Here is a 19612-nt window from a genome sequence, read left to right as displayed (position 1 = left end):
TTATATTCCAATGAAAAATAACATCCTAGCTTTTGTAAAAGCTTTTTTTAAAGGATTTGGGCAAATTATGTTACAGGGTAACATTTGGACGGGTATTTTATTTATAGGCGCCATTATTTATGATTCGGCACTCATGGGCTTTGCGGGAATCCTCGCCAATATCGTTGGGGTATTGACTGCCAAGTTGATGAAATTTGATGAGGATCATATCAATGATGGACTCTTCGGATTTAATGCTACGCTTTATGGTATAGCTTTGGTTTTCTATTTTCAGACAAACGTCTGGGTATGGGGAGCTTTAATCGTCGGATCTGCGTTGACCACCATATTGATGGGTTTTGCATTAAAGAAGAATCTGCCGGTATTTACATTTCCATTTATCTTAATTACCTGGATCGCATTGTATGTGTTGAGTATTCCAGAATTGGCCTTACGGACGGTACCCGAGCATTTTGTTGATATTCAGGAAATGGATGACTTCTTAATTGAAGGACATGCCTTTGGTCAGGTTATTTTTCAAGGTAGTTTAATTGCTGGATTGATCTTTTTTATTGGGGTTTTCCTGAGCAATCCCATGGGAGCACTTTACGGTTTCGCTGCGGTTATTATCAGTATTTATATTTCACACCATGGCCATGAATCTGCAGACATGACCAATAATGGAATCTTTAGTTTCAATGCGGTCTTGGTTGGAATCGCGCTAAGCGGCCCCCGTGTTAGAGATGGTGTATATGTTCTAATCGGAACAATTATCGCCACCTATTTTGATCATTTTTTGATTCACAACGGATGGACGACATTGACTTTTCCATTTGTTTTTGCGATGTGGGCTATGCACCCTTTGAAACTTATCGATAAATGGTTGGTGAATAAATTTTCATCAGCCGAGGGGACTTCCTAGTCCTTTTTGTGAACTAAAATTTTATGTATGTTTAAATCTCGTTTAATAAAACTATTCCCAATAATGCTCTTATTGGGAATTCATGTAAATATCGCCTATGGACAAGTCAGTCCGCCGGGATTAGGAAAAGCAAGGTCCGCATCTTGATCAGTTTTGGGCTTGCGCCGGAAACTGGATAGTGCGGGAACCAAAGAGGCACTAACCTACATCGGTCTGGGAACCAAAAGTACGCCCGATGATTCAAATCCTTTTCATAAACAGGCCATTTGGGTACTAAACCACGAAGTCTACCATAAATTTGCCAAAAATCAGCAATACAGTTATGCTGTAAGCTATCGCCGCCAAAACATCTATGATGAGGGGGCACCCTACCATAATGAAGGGATCGAGCAAGAGTTTAGGGTATATGGGCGATACGCCTATACATTTACGCTCAATGACCGGCTGAAATGGAAAAATACCTTACGACAAGAGTTCCGGAAGTTCTTTACAGCTGATTTTCAGAAAACAGAAGAGAATTTTCAATTGAGGACCCGGCTGAAATCACAGTTGAATTTTAGGATTTCGGCTAAAAATAAGCAAGAGTTGGCACTCAGCGCGGAAGGACTTTTTGCAATCAGTAAGCTCTACGAACCTGTCAGTGCTTGGTCCAGTTTCGGTTATAAAGAGACCCGTCTAGGTTTCTATTACATGACAGATATTCCAAAAACACCTTTGCGATTGGATCTGGGTTATATGAACGATCTCATTAAGGGATATGACAAAGTAGATTTTGGGGTTCATTATCTAGCCGTAGACTTAATTTGGAATCTACCTTACCGTAAAAAGCATTAGTCCGCCATAAACTTATGTTTTCTATAGTCACTGGGTGAATACCCAGTGATTTTTTTGAATAGCCGGGTGAAATAGGAGGGAGACTGAAATTTCAATTCAAAAGCAATACCGGCAATGTCTCTTGTAGCGTCCTGCAACAGAATCTGACTGTGTAAAATACTAATCTCACTAATCCATTGCTTTGGCGGTTTATTTGTCGCCTCTTTAACACATTTGTTGAGGTAGTTTTCTGAAATATGCAATAAATTAGCGTAAAATAAGACGTTCTTATGATCGATATGGAACTTTTGGACGTATTCGCGAAAACGAAACGCAATATCTAACTGTCTGCTCATTGGAGCTTTTGTCTCTATATCCGATTTTATCACCTTCAATAAAACACACTGCATCATGGAGATGCAAACTTCCATCACGCGCCCTTCTGTAAAAAGTTCTTCTTCCAATAGGATAAGCATCTGCTGGATCCAATGCGCTACATGGGGTTTAAGTGTGGTAAAAGGATGGGAATTGAAAAATTTAATATCGTTTATACCAAGCTCAATATCAGTTACAATTTCATTCTCATAGACCACAAAAAAACCTTCTACATCATCGGAGATTGCCAGCGTAGCCGTAATATTACCTTGTTTGATGTTAATGACCTGGTTTTCGGTCAGTGTATAAGAGGCACTCTCCAGGTGCTGTGTCAATGTGCCTTTCGTAACAAAAATGAGAAAATTAAAGGTTGTACGATAGGGGATAACGGGCATCAGGATACTGCGTAAGTAATTCTCGATTCGATAGACTTGAATTTTATTCTCGTTGAACAGATTATGCTCCGAAACATCCGGTAGAAATAGTTTTTTGTACTCGTAATTGTTGATGATCTTAATCGAATTTTTCATAGTCTTAAAACAACGTACTTAACAACGAAATCTTATAAAAGAAATAGTTGTATGTATGACAAATATACTTAAAAGTTTGCGAAAATTGTGTTAAAACTGCCTGTGCTTATACAATGAATTAGGCTGTTAAATGGGGTATAATGGCGCTGTTAGTGCCTATTTTCATTGCCAGCTTTTAAAAACTCGTCAGAGAAATTTATAGGCTATTTTTCCCTGTTGAATTTCTCTTTGTTATAGGATGCCGAGGCCCCTTTGGGTATGGATAGAGAGGACCATTTTTCATCGATACATATTTTTCCGATATAAACAATCTGTCCGATGTGGTAGGGGTAATGTGCAATCTGCCGCAAAATAGCCTCCATGACAGTATGCTCTTCATTGCGTATATAAATAACTTTTTCTAGGTCATCTTCTACGAGGGATCCAATGGCTTGAAAGAGACAGTTCCATCCAGCATCCCAATGATCAAGAAGCTCCTCGCGGTTTGTCCAGGTATTCTCAAATTCCAGATCCCGGTTTCTATTATCTTTTTCTCCGTCCGTGCTGAGAAAATCGGTCCAACGTGAAAGCATATTTCCACTTAAATGTTTCACAAGCAGTGCAATGCTGTTGCTCGAATCATTTGGCTGCCAAAATAGTTGTTCAGTACTTAATTGATCAAATGTTTTATCACCCAGTGATTTATAATATTGAAATTTCTTTAAGCAGCTCGCTAGAAAGTTATCCATCCTTTTGAAGTTTATGATTTTATACTTTCAAGATACGAAAATGCCAGGAATCCCCGATGACTAGAATCTGGACTCCATGTAAAGAATTGCTTTTGATGACAGGAGGCCGTTGAAGTTGAGTAGGATAGGGAAAGACAATCGGTTAAAAAAGCAAAGGTGATACTGGGGTATGTATCACCTTTTAGCTAACTAAACATTAAACATAAATAAACAGTCTTTTTAAAGACCACACTAAAAATTATAATACTACTCTGCCACTTGTTGATTTGTCAACCTGGACATTTTTCGGTTGATTTTTTAACGCAATTCTTGCCGACGTAGAGACATTTCCCTGTAAGTTTTCTTTCACGCTGAGCGTTACATTGGCAGACGAATTGGCTTGTATTTGCGCATTTGTTGTCGTGAAACGGCTCATATCAACCGACGCTGAGGAGTTGGTGTTCAAATTTAAATTTGAAGCGCTACCTGCAATTTCTTGCTTAGACGAACTGCTTGCCGCTACTTGCAAGTTTTTACTGCTCACTTCTGTCGTTAACTTACTTGAAGAGCTCGTTGAAAGATTTATATCATCCGCAATTAATTTTTTAAGGGATATTTTTGCGGAAGAGGATACGTCTACAGAAATTTTGTTTGCTTTAATCGTTTCATCCGTATAGATCGAACTGCTGGATGATGCCGAAAAACGTGTTGGTATCTTGCTTGAGTAAACAATTACGCGATTGTTTCTCGCATTTCTGACAGAACTGTTTCTTTTATACTGTACATAGAGTGTGCCGTTTTTTACAGTCGTTTCGATAAGGGATAAATGCTCAGGATTATCTGCTTCAACAACAACCTCGTTGCGATTAGAGTGGATATAATCTACACGTAATGAAGTTGCCGATGAAATACCATCTGGAGCAGTGATCTTGCGTGTTTCGCGTTCTTGTGCCTGAGCTACATATAAAAATGAAATAAAGGCAATGGTTAAGATTCTTTTCATTATTTTTCTGTTATTAGTTTAAATTTATTATTACTGAAAGTTTCATTTTAATTTCCCTTTTTATCGTTTCTTATGTGCTTATGCACTTGTGCACACGCTCTATTGTTAACTGCCACCTAGAGTATAATAGTAATGCCAAAACTTTTAATCCGTTTAAAATACTGATTAACACTAGTTTTGTTCCTGAGTGCTATTTTCGTTAATGCTCATTTTTGAACATCAACTGTTCGGTATCGGACAGTTTGCGTTTGTTTACCATACCCTTCGTTCGTAAGCTGCTAACCAGAACTGATACTCTAATTGGGAAGCTGTTATAAATACTTGTCGCATCTTCTCCCGATTTGTTGCAGTAGTTTCTGCCGCAATTTTGTCAACGTAGTTTTTTGCCTTGACAACTCCCTGTGCAAAGTCGTCACCGCTATAGGTTTCTATCCATTTGGAATAGGGATTCCCCTGTGTATTTGCCGTGGCTACAATATGGTCGCCGACCTCTTTATAAATCCAAAAACAGGGGAGTGTTGCCGCCATAGCGATCTCAACGCTCTCGAAAGCGGCTACGCTTTTAAGAAAATGAACATAATGATGGCAGGTTGGTTCGATTTTGTTGCTCTTGTCGGCAGGACTTAAACCAAATTCCCGAAAGTAATTTTCGTGTAATGCCCGTTCAACAAGAAGCGCATTGCGACCAAATTCGAAGTAGTCCAATGCTTGTTGGTTATCCGCACTTTTTGCACCTATAAAGGCGAGCACACGGCCAAATTCTTCTAAATAGAAAGCATCCTGCTGCATGTAAAATTGAAATTTATCCAGAGGAAGACTGCCATCACTAAGCTGAATGATAAATGGCATAGCAAGTATATCTGAATAAATAGCTGTTATGGATTCCCAGGCATGATCAGTCCAGTTCATATTGAATAAGTTTAAGGGGGTTGTGGAAGTGATTTAATGGCCCATTTCCTTTGCCAATGACCAGGTCTTTGCTCGCAGCTATCGCTGCGTGTATATAGGTCAAAGCAGTATCTACTGCAGTATCTAGGCTGTTGCCTTGTGCCAGTTGACTGGCAATTGCAGAAGACAGCGAACAGCCCGATCCGTGCGTATTTTTGCTGTTAATTTTTTGCGATCTGAATTCAATTGGAGATCTCCCGTGCTGAAATAATAAGGTAGTTAACTCTTGACTTTGGAGATGTCCACCTTTCACCAGAACTGATTGACACCCTTTGGTCAGTAGCGCGTTTCCTGCTTTTTTCATTTTTTGGACGTCGTCAATAACTTCGTTTACTAAGACACTCACCTCATCTAAATTTGGTGTAATTAACGTTGCCAAAGGAAAAAGAAGGGCTATGCAGGCCTGAATCGTATCGTCGTGAATGAGCTTGTGTCCGCTGGTCGAAACCATGACCGGGTCAAATACTATAGGCCCTTTGTATTCTTTTAAATAGGTGCTGATAAGCTGCACAAGTTCAATGTTGTGTACCATTCCGATTTTGATTGCATCAGGATAGATATCGTCAAAAATAGCATCTAGCTGGTCTTGGACGGCCGTCGTGGGGATTTCATAAATACGTCGAACACCTTGTGTGTTTTGAACGGGTAAGGCAGTTAAAACATTCATGGCATAACAGCCTAATGCAGATATGGTTTTGGTATCTGCTTGTATGCCTGCTCCACCACTACCATCGAACCCTGCTATGCTGAGTACAGTAGGGACGCGGTATTTTTTATCTTTTGTCATTTTAATAGTTCTTTTAGTTGTGCACTGGCAGCTCTGGGATCTTGACTTTGGCATATGGCCGAAACGACAGCAATCGAATCTGCCCCTGCGTTCCAGGCATGTGCAGCATTCTGTAGGTTCATTCTTCCGATTGCTATTAATGGTTTTTCAGTTTTATGACGCAATTGCTTTAGGCCCTCAATTCCCCATTCAGTAATCGTATCTACTTTTGTTATCGTTGAAAAAATGGGACTTACACCAAGGTGGTCGACGGCGCGCATTTGTTGACTTTCCAGCTGCTGCATATCCTCTATGGACCAGCCTATGGTTAATTTATCGCCATATTTTTCTCGAATAGCAAGTGGTTGACAATCATTTTGCCCTACGTGTACACCCCATGCCCCAATTTGGTCGGCAATTTCTACTGCATCATTGATTACGAGGGGAATGCCATGATGATCAGTAATTTTTTTCAAGCGGATGGCTTTATCCAAAAATGTAGCCGGATCGTCAGCTTTTTCGCGCAATTGTATAAGATCCACTCCACCAGTAATGGCTTCTTCGGCGACATGGAGCCAATTTTGAGGAAAACAGTCCCGCTCAGAAATCACCAAATATAAAGGGTAGGGAAAAAGCGGATTAATGCGCATAGCGTTTGATCTTGAGCTTTGATTTTAGACGTTCTGCATTGAGCTGATAGAGTTCATCGTAGAGATTCAATTGCAGGGTGCCCGGGCCAGCTGCTGTTTGGGCAGCGAGTTCTCCTGCTAAGCTCAAAATGGATACACCGGCAACAGCTGCTTCAAAATATTGGTCTGTAACACCTAGAAATGCACCAATAAGCGCAGTAGCACTACAGCCAAGTCCGGTGACTTGCGTCATTAAAGGATGACCATTATAGACCTCAACACGGTGTTGTTCGGAGAGGATATAATCGATTGCTCCAGAAATGCAGATAATGGAGCCAGTCTGTTCCTGCAATAATTTGCCAAACCGGAGTGCATCTTTGCTATCTGTCGTACTGTCGACGCCTTTTGTGTTCGGTTGGTTGAAATTGTACAGCGTCATGATTTCTGATGCATTTCCACGAATAACGGTTGGTTTGAGATCCAGTAGATTGGATAATAAATCATTGCGGAATGCTGATATCCCAGCACCAACAGGATCAAGTACCCATGGCCGTCCGATGGTATTGGCATGTTCGGTAGCAACCAGCATAGCTTCGGCTGTATCTTCACTCAAGGTGCCGATATTAATGACCAGCGCTTGCGCAATATCGACAACTTCGCGCACTTCCAACGGGCTGTGTACCATCACAGGGGAGGCGCCTATAGCTAAAAGTGCATTGGCCGTATTGTTCATCACGACCAGGTTGGTGATGTTGTGGATAAGAGGTTTTTCAAGCCTCAGCTGCTCTAATAGTTTGATAATTGAATCTTCCATTCTTTTTGCTTATCGTAAGATGTTTCCGTGCGGCTTTGACGGGAAGAAGAGAGATAGCCTGTGCAGTATAGAGGTTTGCTGTACAGTTGATGTTTGCTTTTCCCTACGTCGGTATAAACCGAATCAGGTTCAAAGGGACTATCTCAATTCTATACAGAATACCCCCAAAGCCATATCAAACTTAAACAAAAAAGTGGACTTTTTATATAAAAAAACGCAGAGCTGTTAGCTGACCAGGCTAGATGAATACATTGCTGTATTAAGATCCTGATTTTTGTTCAGTACGCATTTCGATATATTTTTCGGGAGTGTAGGTGACACGCGCAAAATTTTTGGTCAAAAGTTCTTTTTCTATAGTCTTCCCACCCTGAAATTTAAAAAACTTCTCGCGCCAGATCTCGTTTTTCCGAAAGAATTGATTGTCTATTTTCAGAAATTGATGTTCTTTTTCAAAGACATGGTATGCAAAATCCAGTTCTTGGTCTATTCGCAATTCGCCCTCTAAGCATTTCTCCGTAAACCATAGATTTATTTGGAAAGTGTATGGTGTATGGTTGGTGAATTGATAATCACGATAGTTATAAAACACCGTAGCACCACTGCCGAATGGTAATACACGGCCATCGTCTGGAAAAGGGTCAAAAGAATGATGATAACGTTCATTGACGGTAAGCGGACTATGGATTACAAGCCAATGAATGAGGTTGGATATTTGACAGATTCCGCCGCCAATACCCGCTCTCGCTTCACCGAAGGATAATTCCATGCCCGGCAAGTAGCCTTTTTTTGCGGTTGGCAGTCCAACGAGTTTACAGAAAGAAAAGGTTTCCGTCGGTCTGATGAGAATGCCGTTAATCTCCGCTGCAGCAATTTTCAGATTGGTAACTTTATTGATCTGCAATTGCATATTATTTTCGCCCAGTTTCTTCAATAATACAGACTGGTGTTTTTTGATACGGAAGGGAAGTTTTTCAGCTGATTTAACTTTGCTGTATTTTTTGTCGTCAAATAGCCAGACGGCTTTTCGCTGCATTCTTCTTACCCATACTGCAAAAAAATAGAGTATGGGGTGCTGTTGACTGATCAGTTTTCTTTTTTTCAATACGATGTTTATTTATCGCTATCAAAATTAATGCAGAAATCTATCTTTTGCCGCTTTTTTTGATTTTGCCCTGTGTTTTTACTGTATAGGGGCGCTCTATGTCTATAGCTGTTTTCTTGTTTGTATGTATTTGCCCGTGAGCTTCCCATGCCCGTTATAGTTCAGGTTTTCATACGTACAGTTTCCCAAATCTTTTACAATTGATTTTTGTTGCAATACCCCCTTGAAGTAGAATTCATCAACTGTTTCGTTGGCCCGGTAGGATCGCTTGATTTCCGCTGTGAGTTGGTCATTTTGATCGAAGGTTTGGCGTAGTATATAATCACTTGTTTTCGGATCGCTATACGCATAACGGACCCGACTTTCCCTTTGATCATTTCTGCCCGACAGCTCTTCACTCATGCGATTCTGTTTGTCATAACTGTAAATGGTCCAATCTATCCGTTGGTATAAAAAATGAATGGATTCACTTTTTACAACCTGGAGTTTGCTGTTCAAGTGGTCTATTGTCGCTGTTTGTAATGTTGGATCGTAGGAAACAATGGCGTTTGGGAGATAACGGTAAATGGTGCTGTTGCTCCATTTGCTGTTTTGAAGGTACTGTATGGAGTCGATAAGTCCGAACTGATTATAGCATCTTTTGCTGAAATAATTATTTCCGCCGGAAAGATTGTTGGATGTGAGCTCTTTGCCTTCTTCATATACAGTCGTCACAATTGCTCCAGTTTCCACCTCATTTTCATCGGAAAACTGCTGCATGACATACGTGCCGTCACATTGATTTTTACGCTGACTGTAGTAAAGAGGGAGAGCTGTATTGGCGATAATAGCCGCTGCATATTGCCTGGATGGAATAAATTGCACTTGTGCAATGGAGTCAAAGAAATGTTGGGCATTATATTGTGACGAAGGATTCTTCGACGCAACTTGTGTGTTGTTGCTTAATATGGATTTGGCTGCTGTCAGATAGGTATTACTATCGTATATGATCTTGGGTTTGCCTAAGCCATCAAACAAGATCATGGCATGACGTTGTTTCAATGACAATACATCGATGGTCCATTGTTGATTTTTAACGCTAAATGTAAGTTTTTTTGCATCGGTTTTTGTGACCAGTAACTTTGTTGTGCTAAAAGGTACTTGCTTGAAAATCGCAGCAGCATTTTTTTCGTGTAAACGCATGATAAAATCAGTTGATTTATCGGACTCATTGGTTACAAACAGAACTGCCTGTGTAGGGCTAGCTATTGTTAACGATTTTACTGTTTGCGATGCTGCAATGGGACTATAAAACAGCAATATCAACAACTGAATGATAATCGGATAAATGTGCAGTTTCGCGTTATAATTCATTTGGGTCGATATTGCTGTTGTTGACTTTGCTATTTAATTTAATACTTCTTTCAAAAATAATAAGGTGTGCTCCCAGGCACGTTTGGCCATCACGGGATTATATTCCGCTGACTCGGGATTCGTAAACGTATGTCCAGAATTTGCGTAGGTAATTATTTGCCAGTCTGCTTTTCCTTCATTTAATTCCTTGACCAACCCATCGTAATCTTCTTTTGATACACTCTTATCGGCTGCAGGGTGCTCAATGAGTACTTTTGTTTTAATGGAACCATTGGGTCTATCGGCAGCTTTGGATAGGCCTCCGTGGATACTGATCACGGCATTGACGGGGAAGCTGGCTCTCGCCGCTTCTAATGCTCCTGAACCTCCAAAGCAATAGCCAATGATCGCAATTTTTGTCGGATCTGCGCCTTCTTTTTTCAGTTGTTCTAATGCGAGCTTGATGCGATGCTGATAAGCTTTATAGTCCGTCTTGTAGTGGCCTGCAATTTTCGAAGCTGCGGTGTTGTCCGCAGGAATATTTCCCTCACCGTAGATGTCGGCAATGAACGCGATGTAACCTTCTTTTTCAAGAAGCAATGCCGCTTGTTTCGCTTCGTTGTCAATTCCCTTCCACGCAGGAAGAATTAAGACAGCAGGGCCTTTTTTTGCCCTATTGGCGGTTACCATGCCGTTGAGTTTTTGTTCACCATCCTGGTAAGAAACCTGTTTTAATTGTTGGGCCTGCGTAGTCATCGTGACCATAGTCAGCATCAATAGTGTCATAACTGTTTTCATCTGTAAATAATTTGTTCCGCTCATTATTTTGTGTGATCAGAAATGAACCTAATTTGGAGTCCATCTCAACTAAATATAATTTTCAATGTACATTTTTTCCGCTGTCGTCAACCTGAAGTTACGACTTTATAGATTCAATAATACCAATAACATCGAGTTGTCCGAGACCTTGGTCGTGTGCTTTCCCGTAGGTATCGAGTAATGTCTTGAGGAGGGGATATTCGGCACCGGCTTGTTGCGCCAGTCGAATATCTTTCAGCATAAGATCTAGCGCGAAAGCAGGACTGTAGTTTTCTTCCACCAGTAAAGGCGTTTTGACTTTTGTTGCGCCACTGCCACTGGCACTATCATTGATGATTTCGAGCATATCACTCCGTTGAATTCCCAGTTTATCTGAAAATAAGATCGTCTCTGCGAGACCTTGATAGATCGTTGAAAGAAAATAGTTGATCGCAAGTTTGGCGGCAATTCCCTGGCCATTTTCGCCAACATGTTTGATCGACTTGCCCATCTGCTCGAGGTATGGCCGGGCGCGATGAAGATCCTCCTGTTCACCACCGACCATAATAATCAGGGTGCCCTCTGCTGCGGGCTTGGTACTGCCGGCCACAGGTGCATCTATAAATGCGGCTCCTTTTTCTTTGAGTTTGGATGCGATAGACAGGGTGAGTTCACGGGATATGGTACTCATATCGACAAATAATTTGCCCTTGATATCTCCTTGAAGGATTTTTTCATATACTTCACTGACAGCTTCATCATTGGTGAGCATGGAGAATACAATATCAGCATGTTCGACCAATTCGGCTATACCTTCTCTGATCATTGATTGTTCTTCAAAGCCCGCTGCTTTTGCACGGTTTCTATTATAAACAGAAAGGGGGAATCCTGCTTTTTCCAGGTTTTTAGCCATGGGGTGCCCCATGTTTCCTAATCCTATAAATCCTAATTTTTCTATCTTCATCTAAAATTACATTAATAGCTCTTGAAATTTACGTCTATTAAAGATACAAATGTTTTGGTCATTCCACTAATACCCTGATTTCGTTACGAAGGAGCACTATTTTATCTTCCTGTTCCAGTTTTTTTAAAATTCGGGAGACAACTACCCGGGATGTGTTTAGGTCAGAAGCAATATCCTGATGCGTAAGGGTAAGTATTCGGTCGTTGTTCAGCTTTACTTTGGCTTTCAGATATTGGATGATTCGTTCTTCCATATTGGAAAAAGCTAGACTATCAATAGCTTGTAACATTTCGTCCATACGGCTTGAATAGCTTGATATGATGAAATTTCGCCAAGAGGGGTATTTTCCCATCCAAAGGTTGACAAGCTCATTTGGAATCATGGCAACCGTTGTTGTTTTTTCTGCGAGGGCACGAATTTCACTTTTTTTATTTCCGAGACAACAGGCTATTGACATCGTACAGGTTTGACCTTTTTCCAAATAGTAGAGCAGCAGTTCGCCTTTGTCTTCATCTTCCCGGACAATTTTTATTGCTCCATCTAGGAGAAGGGGCATCGACTTGATGTATTGATTGGTATCAATGATGAGATCCCCCTCATGAAACGTTTTGATGTGTGCGTTTTTGGCTATTGCAGTAATTAACTCTGGCTCAAGAATGCCTGTATAAGCTTGTTGGATTGACAACATACGGTATTATTTTAGTTAAAGTTAATTATTTACGGGCTTATTTTATCCCCTGGGGGTGGAAAAGAATGTTGGTGGAAAAGAATGTTGGTGGAAAAGAAAGTTGGTGGAAATAATGTGTAGAAAGACCGGTTTTTTTGTGCTGTGTTTGGCGTATCCAGCAGCTAACATATAAAATCGTGAAATTCATAAATTTTGATTTATTCAAAACAGACAAAATGTTATTCTGATTATTTTTAGTGTTTTTTTAAGAATGTGATGAATGTGTTGTATTTATTTTATTTAATCTGTTTTTTTATTGCCTCTTTGTTTTAGAAGTAGCTGTTTTTCTGTAGAAGCTTAAAACTGATTTGTTTTGTATAGCGCTAGGGTCTGATAATCCTATTGTTAAAATTAGTTAAAAAGACAATCAATTCCTAATTTTGCGCCACAAAAACAAAACAATCACATCTAACATGAAAAAGTCTTTACTTTTTTTTGCCCTCGTTTTTGCTAGTTATAGTGCCGTTCATGGTCAAACAGCAAATACTAGTTCGGTTTCAGGAGTTGTCAAAGAAGCTACTGGACAAACGGTTAAAGGAGCAACCATTAAAATTACCCACATCCCAAGTGGACAAGTTGTAAGTGGCTCAGCCGATGCCCAAGGAAAATTTCAAATTTCAAATCTTCAAGAAGGAGGCCCCTACAAAGTAGAGGTAACTTACATTGGCGAAACGCCTGTTGTTTTCGAAAACATCATGCTGAAATCGGGGGAATCGTTGAATATCAATCCAATTTTTACGGCTGGATCTTCAACAAATTTGGATGAGGTTGTTGTTGTTGGTCATGGTGTTATTGATATTGCTGCGGGAAGAAAGACGCCGATTGCCGTTTCGACGATCCGTAAACAGGATTTAGAGGAAAGGGTAGGCGCACAGGATATTACTTCAGCACTAGCTAATACCCCGTCGGTTTATATCACTGGTCAGGCAAAAGGTTTTGGTGAGTCTTCTATGACAACACGTGGTTTTGATCAGTCCAATACCGCATTTTTGTTGAACGGTCAGCCGATCAATGGTATGGACAATGGAAGTGTATATTGGTCAAATTGGTCGGGACTTACAGATATTGCTTCTTTAGTGCAGATTCAACGTGGTTTGGGATCATCTAAATTAGCGATTTCATCTGTCGGCGGTACCGTAAATTACGTGACACAATCTACCGCAATGAAAGAAGGTGGTTTTGTCCGCACTACTGTTGGTAACGATATGTTTATGAAGGCAACAGTAGGTTACAATACCGGTCTGATGAAAAACGGTTTTGCTGTTTCGGCTATGTTTACGCAATGGTCAGGTAACGGTTATATGGATCATACGGAAGGTGCTGGACAAAGTTATTTCTTGTCCGTTGGATACAAAGCAAATGAAAAGCACAACCTGAACTTCATGGTAACCGGTGCACCACAGTGGCACAACCAAGGATATACCTCAAAATTGTCTAACTATCTTGCTAATGGCAGACGTTACAACGACAATTATAAGGATGCAAATGGCGTGATGATGAATGCGCAAAAGAACTTTTATCATAAGCCGGTAGCCAACTTGAACTGGGATTGGACCATCGATGATAAATCATCTTTGTCAACTGTCGTTTATGCGTCGTTAGCTGCTGGGGGCGGTCAATCGTTAAGAAGTGATAAATACAACAAAGGCAAATATTTGGCTGCTGATGTGAACAATCATCAGTGGTTTGGTATAGTTTCCAATTATAACCGTAAGCTTTCAGAGTCCCTGAATTTTAATGTGGGTTTTGATGTGAGAGATTATAAGGGTACACATTATCGTAAATTGACAGATCCACTAGGAAATACAAATGGTGTTGTATTGGGCGGTAATGTTAATTTCCCTAATAAGCCATTGGTTACCAATACATACTCAACAAATCCTTGGAAAGCTTTCTCAAGCAAACCTGATTCGCGTGAAGATCGTTTAGCTTGGGATTACAATCAATACATCCGTTATGGCGGTCTGTTCGGTCAATTGGAATATGCGAAAAATGGCTTTACAGCGTTTTTCCAAGGATCGGTTTCCGAACAACAAAACAAACGTTCTGATTATTTTCAATACACACCAGGTAATGAGGATTCTAAAGACGTGAACAACTTTGGCTACAATACGAAGGGTGGTGTAAGTTATACATTGGGACATCATAGTGTTTTTGGTAATGCGGGGTACTATTCCCGTCAGCCTTATCAAAACAATATTTTCATGAATTTTGCAAATGATATTAATGAAAATGCTGAAAATGAAAAAATCCTTGGTTTAGAGGCTGGTTATAAATTTGCTTCTCGATTCTTGGATGTGAATGTGAATGTTTACCGCACAACTTGGGAAAACCGTGTTACGGGTAGTTCGAGTTTAGCGACGGCAGATGATGTGAAAAAATACAACCCAACAAATGATCCTGGTATTTTGGTCGAAGGTGCCTATTTATATACAACAAATTACGGTGTAAAACAGGTGCATAGAGGGGTAGAAGTTGATTTTGAGGCCCGCCCAATCGAAAAATTAAGCCTAACAGGGTTTTTATCGATAGGTGACTGGAAATACGATGGCGCAGTAAACTCTGTTATACGTAACGATAACCGCGTCGAATTGGGACGTTCTCAGGTTAACTTAACCGGTGAACATGTTGGTAACGCAGCGCAAACTTCTTATGGATTTGGTGCTAAATATAAAGTGTTTAAGGGTTTGTCTGTTGACGCAAACTACAGATATTATGAGCGTTTGTATGCATCGAATTATCGTAGAGAAGTAATAGATGGCCAAACTTATGGACGTTATATGAAATTACCGTCTTTTAATCTTTTGGATGCCGGTCTTTCTTACAATGTCAAAGTAAGTGACAAGAACAGCATGAGTTTCCGTGTTAACATGAACAATGTGTTGAATAAGTTCTATATTTCGGAAGCTACTTCGAGTAACTTGGTGACAGATGTGAACAATACTTGGAATGGTATTGATACTTCCAATTTTGTTTTGATCGGACAGGGTAGAACTTGGAATGCATCTGTGAAATTTACATTCTAATAAGATTTACGTCGAATACAAAAGGTCCACAATTATTTTGTGGGCCTTTTTTTGTTTTTTAATAAAAACTTAATAATTTTAGGTGATCTAATTGTCAACCTGATGTTGCATAAATTAATTTGTCTGGAAAATTTACAGATCGGTACTGTCCATTTTTCTGCTTTTGTTGTTAATTTGGATGGTGGAAATACAGGATTTGCTTTATTTATTAACCAAGAAAATGACCCAATCTTTATTTTTCGAAAAGAAAAGAAAAATGAGGTATCTTTCCATGTAAATGAAGAGCAATTCTTTTGGATTGTAAAAAACAGCCAGTTTACACCAGGAGAACGTCAAGACTTTTTTGCTGAATTTGTTGAATTCCTGCGTTTGATGGAAGAGAAGGTTTCCAATTATGTTTTCAAAAAGGAAAAATTAATCAAATTTACAAATTCGAGGGATATTGTCCGCTATAAATACTTATACCTGACAGGTGAAATTAGTTGATAAGAATACCCGATTATAATACCTGATCTCCCGTTAGATTTCTTTTGTAATGAAATTTAGCTTAGTTTTGGGTATGAAGCATATGTTTTCAAATCTAGCTGTCATTCTACAAAACAATACTTTTGTGGAATCAGATTTTACACTGCCAGTACCCGTACTTCTTGCTAAGTTTTCTTTTTTACCTATTTCATCATTTTTTCCGGAAGCGAGTTCATCTTTTTCCGCTGATTGGTTAGACACCGTCCAACAGAGCGCGATTAGATCTACATTGGAAGGATTTAATGTCGGAATCAGTGGCGATGGTAATCCTGTCGCTTTACTTGAGCAGGCGATTGCTTTGACCAATCATGCACTTGCCTATAGCTATTTGGGGCTTTATTATTTTAAAATAGCGGCATATGACCAAGCTATTGCAACGTTTACAAGCGCAATCGAACAGTATAAAGAGGAGCCATTTTTTTATGCGAGCCGTTGTTTAGTTTATCGACTCATCGATGAAGACGAAGGTGCTTTCTATGATTATCAGATTGCCAAGAGACTGGATTTTAATTACCATAGTGTATTGGAATGGGCGGAGAATCAAGCTGAACTCACTTACTTTGAGGCCGATAATTTGGTTATTCAAGAGCTGGAATCGAAGCCAAAGCACCTGAGTACTGACGAAATAAATTCATTGGGACTTGAATATGTTCATTGCTATAGCTATCTAAAAGCAATCGGTCTTTATTCTTCTGCTATTGCGGAATCCGACAACAAGGATAGCAACCTGTTTGTTTTTAGAGGAAGTTTGTACCTGAAATTGACCTGTTTTGAATTGGCATTGTCTGATTTCAATCAGGCTATTGCTCTTGATGAGAATCGTTCTGCCGCCTATATATTTCGCGCTAAAGTGTTTGAATCCTATCGTAATTACCAAAGTGCGCTGGAAGACTATGCCAAGGCGGAGGAAATAGATCGTGATTCATCGATCGTATACGAAGAAAGGGCATCTTTGTTTGAGCGGTTGGGAAATTTTGAGGAAGCATTATTGGATTTTGATCGCCTTGTTACGCTCAATCCGGAAGATTTTTATGTGTATTCATTACGAGCCGATTTGAATGAAAAGTTGGAGGATTTACCAGGCGCACTGGCAGATTACTCGAAAGCGATCGATTTGAATCCATATTATTCTGATTTGTATTCATATCGCGCAGCAATTCGTGAAAAATTGGGTGATCCTATCGGGGCAAAAGCCGACCTGGATAAATTCAATGAATTGGAAGATGAATAAAAAAAGTCCACCTTTTGGTGGACTTTTTATACCTACTGCTCTAACTAGAGCAGCCTTTATTTAATGATCCTTTTTATCTTATTGGAACGGGTAATAAGTTTGTGCAATTTGTCATAATCCTCCGTGGCAATAGAATCGTGCAGGGATTGAAGCTGCTTGATATGTTCTTCGAGTACTTCGAGTACATTTTCGCGATTTTGCTTGAAAATAGGTGTCCACATATCGGGCGAACTTTTGGCAAGACGTACTGTAGATTCAAATCCCGAGCCTGCAAGCTCAAAGATACGCCCTTGAGATTTCTCTTTTTCCAATACTGTTAAGGCGAGGGCGAAAGAGGTCAGGTGAGAAATGTGGGATACATAAGCCGTATGCACATCATGTTCATCTGCATTCATAAAACAGCTGCGCATCTCCAATTGGTCGGTGATGGCATCGGCAATCTCGAAAGCATCCTCATCCGTTTTAAATGCTTCAACATACACCATCATTTTTCCTTTGAATAAGCCTGCTATTGCAGCTTCAGGCCCAGAATACTCTGTTCCGGCCATGGGATGGGCTGCAACATAACGGCCTCTATTGGGATGATCCTTTATTTTATTCAGAATATTCGTTTTTGTTGATCCCATGTCGATGACAACCTGGTCTGTGACCAGATCCAAGATTTGAGGAACAACATGTAAAATGGCATCAACAGGAATTGTGAGCACCAATACTTTACAGGTCTTAATCGCATCTTCTAAGCTTGCTGTTTCGTCAATGAAGCCGATATGCATCGCTTTATCTAAGTTCTTTTGACTCTTATCTACACCGATTATTTTGTCGCAGAATTTTGTTTCTTTTAGGCGAATGGCAACTGAGCCGCCGATCAAGCCTACGCCTACAATGGCAATGTTCATATATAAACAATTATATTAAGCGTATTTTTGTTCAAATGTTATACATCGAACGCTTCATACCCTGGTTGTTTGTTGATCAATTATTCTATCGATAATTTCAAAGCAGTTAAGCTGCGCCGAAATCGAATGTGTTAGAAATTATCTTTAATACGTTGGATTGATTCTTTGAGTACCTCTACCGTAGCACAGAGACTGATGCGTATATATTGATCGCCTTTATCTCCAAAAATTCCACCCGGTGTAATAAATACCCGTGATCTCTCCAAAACAGCATCACTCAGGGCATAGCCATCCTCGTATTTCTCCGGAATACGCGCCCATACAAATAGACCTACTTGGTCTTTTTGATAAGCACAGTCCAGCAAATCCATGATCTCATAAACCTGTTGGCGCCGTTCCGCATAAATTTTGTTTAGATCAGCATACCAGGAGGCATCAAGTTGTAAGGCTTTCGCCGCGGCCAGCTGAACAGGTAAAAACATGCCTGAGTCCATGTTGCTTTTGAAACGAAGCACTTGGTTTATACGTTCTTCGGCACCCACGAGCACACCAATTCGCCATCCCGCCATATTGGAAGATTTGCTCAGCGAATTCAATTCGATAGCCACATCTTTGGCGCCAGGTATACTCATAATGCTTTTTGGTGTATCTGTCAAAATAAAGCTATATGGGTTATCGTGGCAAATCAGGATATTATGCTCTTTGGCAAATTGAATCAGCTCTTGATAAAATGCATCGGGTGCGGAGGCACCTGTTGGCATATGGGGATAGTTTATCCACATTAGTTTAACCTTTGACAAGTCTTGTTTTTTGAGCTCATTTAAATCAATAAGCCAATTTTGCTCTTGTGTAAGATTATAGGTAATCGCTTCAGCACCACTCAGCCGCACTGCGGCCGCATAAGCAGGGTAGCCAGGATTAGGTATAAGTGCCTGATCCCCTTCCTGCAGGTAGGTCATACAGATATGCACAATGCCTTCTTTTGACCCAATTAAGGGTAATATTTCGGTATTGGGATTAAAAGTCGCGTTATAATAACGTTGATACCAATCTGCAACGGCTTGTCGTAGGGCAGGTGAGCCTTTATAGTTTTGATAGCCATGCACATTTGGAAGTTGGGCATTCGTAATTAATGTCTCGATCACCTCCGGATGCGGGGGTAAGTCTGGACTTCCAATTCCTAGGTTGATTACACGCGCTCCCTGTTTGTTCAACTCATCTATTTCTCTTAATTTTTTGGAGAAATAATATTCTTCAGTGTGCTGCAATCTTTTGGCAACGTCTATTTGCATTTTATTTTAATAAATTTGGTATTTGAATAAGACTAAATTAGGGAATTATCTATTAAAAGGAGATTTTTTTATCGATTTTTCAAGCTGAACAAGCTGAATGCTTTATTCTTGCGATGCAACAATTTTATAGTCCCTTGCCAGGATATGTGCTTTTCTTGATTAATTTGTTATTTTTGTTCAATTTCCTCGTCAAAAATCTGGAAGTTAGAGGAGAGACCGACGAATTACTTTTG

General features: G+C 40.0%; 19 protein-coding genes and 1 riboswitch. Of the genes, 5 read left to right on the top strand and 14 right to left on the bottom strand.

Translation table 11 applies throughout. From position 1 onward, the window contains the following. The first annotated feature begins 10 nt into the window (after positions 1–10). On the top strand, positions 11–901 hold the full coding sequence (locus B4Z90_RS02320; protein WP_286801323.1) for an urea transporter: 891 nt from the start codon (positions 11–13) through the stop codon (positions 899–901). 159 nt (positions 902–1060) lie between these two features. Further along, a complete protein-coding gene (locus B4Z90_RS02315; protein ID WP_172462496.1) occupies positions 1061–1735 on the top strand; it encodes a DUF2490 domain-containing protein in 675 nt (224 codons plus the stop codon). Here B4Z90_RS02315 and B4Z90_RS02310 read toward each other — a convergent pair. The 12 genes from B4Z90_RS02310 to B4Z90_RS02255 all read right to left on the bottom strand — a co-directional run bounded on the left by B4Z90_RS02310 (position 1732) and on the right by B4Z90_RS02255 (position 12370). Continuing rightward, a complete protein-coding gene (locus B4Z90_RS02310) occupies positions 1732–2619 on the bottom strand; it encodes a helix-turn-helix domain-containing protein (protein ID WP_112376093.1) in 888 nt (295 codons plus the stop codon). The genes B4Z90_RS02315 and B4Z90_RS02310 overlap by 4 nt on opposite strands. Before the next feature lie 203 nt (positions 2620–2822). Next, positions 2823–3347 (bottom strand): DUF1572 family protein, encoded by a 525-nt coding sequence (locus B4Z90_RS02305; RefSeq protein WP_112376094.1) that lies wholly within the window; start codon positions 3345–3347, stop codon positions 2823–2825. 238 nt (positions 3348–3585) lie between these two features. Further along, the gene (locus B4Z90_RS02300) at positions 3586–4329 is read right to left on the bottom strand and encodes a GIN domain-containing protein (protein ID WP_112376095.1); all 744 of its coding nucleotides are present in this window, start codon (positions 4327–4329) and stop codon (positions 3586–3588) included. 252 nt (positions 4330–4581) lie between these two features. Continuing rightward, complete coding sequence (gene tenA / locus B4Z90_RS02295; protein ID WP_112376096.1) at positions 4582–5238, bottom strand: thiaminase II; 657 nt, start codon at positions 5236–5238, stop codon at positions 4582–4584. Next, complete coding sequence (gene thiD, locus B4Z90_RS02290) at positions 5225–6118, bottom strand: bifunctional hydroxymethylpyrimidine kinase/phosphomethylpyrimidine kinase (RefSeq protein ID WP_286801317.1); 894 nt, start codon at positions 6116–6118, stop codon at positions 5225–5227. Before thiD ends, tenA begins: the two co-directional genes overlap by 14 nt. Beyond that, entirely contained in the window at positions 6061–6693 is a 633-nt protein-coding gene (gene thiE / locus B4Z90_RS02285) for a thiamine phosphate synthase (RefSeq protein WP_112376098.1), read from the bottom strand. The genes thiD and thiE overlap by 58 nt, the downstream gene beginning before the upstream one ends. Next, positions 6683–7486, bottom strand: a complete 804-nt coding sequence (gene thiM, locus B4Z90_RS02280) for a hydroxyethylthiazole kinase (RefSeq protein WP_112376099.1) — start codon at positions 7484–7486, stop codon at positions 6683–6685. Before thiM ends, thiE begins: the two co-directional genes overlap by 11 nt. A gap of 83 nt (positions 7487–7569) precedes the next feature. After that, a riboswitch (TPP riboswitch) is annotated at positions 7570–7662 on the bottom strand. Positions 7663–7745: 83 nt separating this feature from the next. Next, positions 7746–8588, bottom strand: a complete 843-nt coding sequence (locus tag B4Z90_RS02275; RefSeq protein ID WP_239468836.1) for a VanW family protein — start codon at positions 8586–8588, stop codon at positions 7746–7748. A gap of 102 nt (positions 8589–8690) precedes the next feature. Then, the gene (locus B4Z90_RS02270) at positions 8691–9941 is read right to left on the bottom strand and encodes a hypothetical protein (RefSeq protein ID WP_112376101.1); all 1251 of its coding nucleotides are present in this window, start codon (positions 9939–9941) and stop codon (positions 8691–8693) included. Positions 9942–9974: 33 nt separating this feature from the next. Continuing rightward, on the bottom strand, positions 9975–10718 hold the full coding sequence (locus B4Z90_RS02265; protein ID WP_112376564.1) for a dienelactone hydrolase family protein: 744 nt from the start codon (positions 10716–10718) through the stop codon (positions 9975–9977). Between the two features lie 118 nt (positions 10719–10836). Continuing rightward, positions 10837–11682: an NAD(P)-dependent oxidoreductase gene (locus B4Z90_RS02260; RefSeq protein ID WP_112376102.1), complete on the bottom strand. Its 846-nt coding sequence runs from the start codon at positions 11680–11682 to the stop codon at positions 10837–10839. Between the two features lie 58 nt (positions 11683–11740). Continuing rightward, on the bottom strand, positions 11741–12370 hold the full coding sequence (locus B4Z90_RS02255; RefSeq protein ID WP_070567849.1) for a Crp/Fnr family transcriptional regulator: 630 nt from the start codon (positions 12368–12370) through the stop codon (positions 11741–11743). Between the two features lie 452 nt (positions 12371–12822). Between B4Z90_RS02255 and B4Z90_RS02250 the strand changes: the two genes are divergently transcribed. The 3 genes from B4Z90_RS02250 to B4Z90_RS02240 all read left to right on the top strand — a co-directional run bounded on the left by B4Z90_RS02250 (position 12823) and on the right by B4Z90_RS02240 (position 17191). Further along, positions 12823–15435, top strand: a complete 2613-nt coding sequence (locus tag B4Z90_RS02250) for a TonB-dependent receptor (protein ID WP_112376103.1) — start codon at positions 12823–12825, stop codon at positions 15433–15435. Between the two features lie 102 nt (positions 15436–15537). Next, positions 15538–15921, top strand: a complete 384-nt coding sequence (locus B4Z90_RS02245) for a hypothetical protein (protein WP_088162243.1) — start codon at positions 15538–15540, stop codon at positions 15919–15921. Positions 15922–15970: 49 nt separating this feature from the next. Then, positions 15971–17191: a tetratricopeptide repeat protein gene (locus B4Z90_RS02240; RefSeq protein WP_112376104.1), complete on the top strand. Its 1221-nt coding sequence runs from the start codon at positions 15971–15973 to the stop codon at positions 17189–17191. Positions 17192–17247: 56 nt separating this feature from the next. Here the strand turns inward: B4Z90_RS02240 and B4Z90_RS02235 are convergent, their stop codons facing one another. Further along, entirely contained in the window at positions 17248–18087 is an 840-nt protein-coding gene (locus B4Z90_RS02235; protein WP_070567840.1) for a prephenate dehydrogenase, read from the bottom strand. A gap of 131 nt (positions 18088–18218) precedes the next feature. Then, positions 18219–19379, bottom strand: coding sequence for a pyridoxal phosphate-dependent aminotransferase (locus B4Z90_RS02230; protein ID WP_204991042.1), 1161 nt, complete (start codon positions 19377–19379; stop codon positions 18219–18221). Between the last annotated feature and the right edge of the window lie 233 nt (positions 19380–19612).

Origin of the sequence: Sphingobacterium sp. UBA5639, from assembly GCF_002421245.1 — a bacterium.
Classification (GTDB): domain Bacteria; phylum Bacteroidota; class Bacteroidia; order Sphingobacteriales; family Sphingobacteriaceae; genus Sphingobacterium; species Sphingobacterium multivorum.
This window is presented reverse-complemented; position numbering and strand designations above follow the sequence as displayed.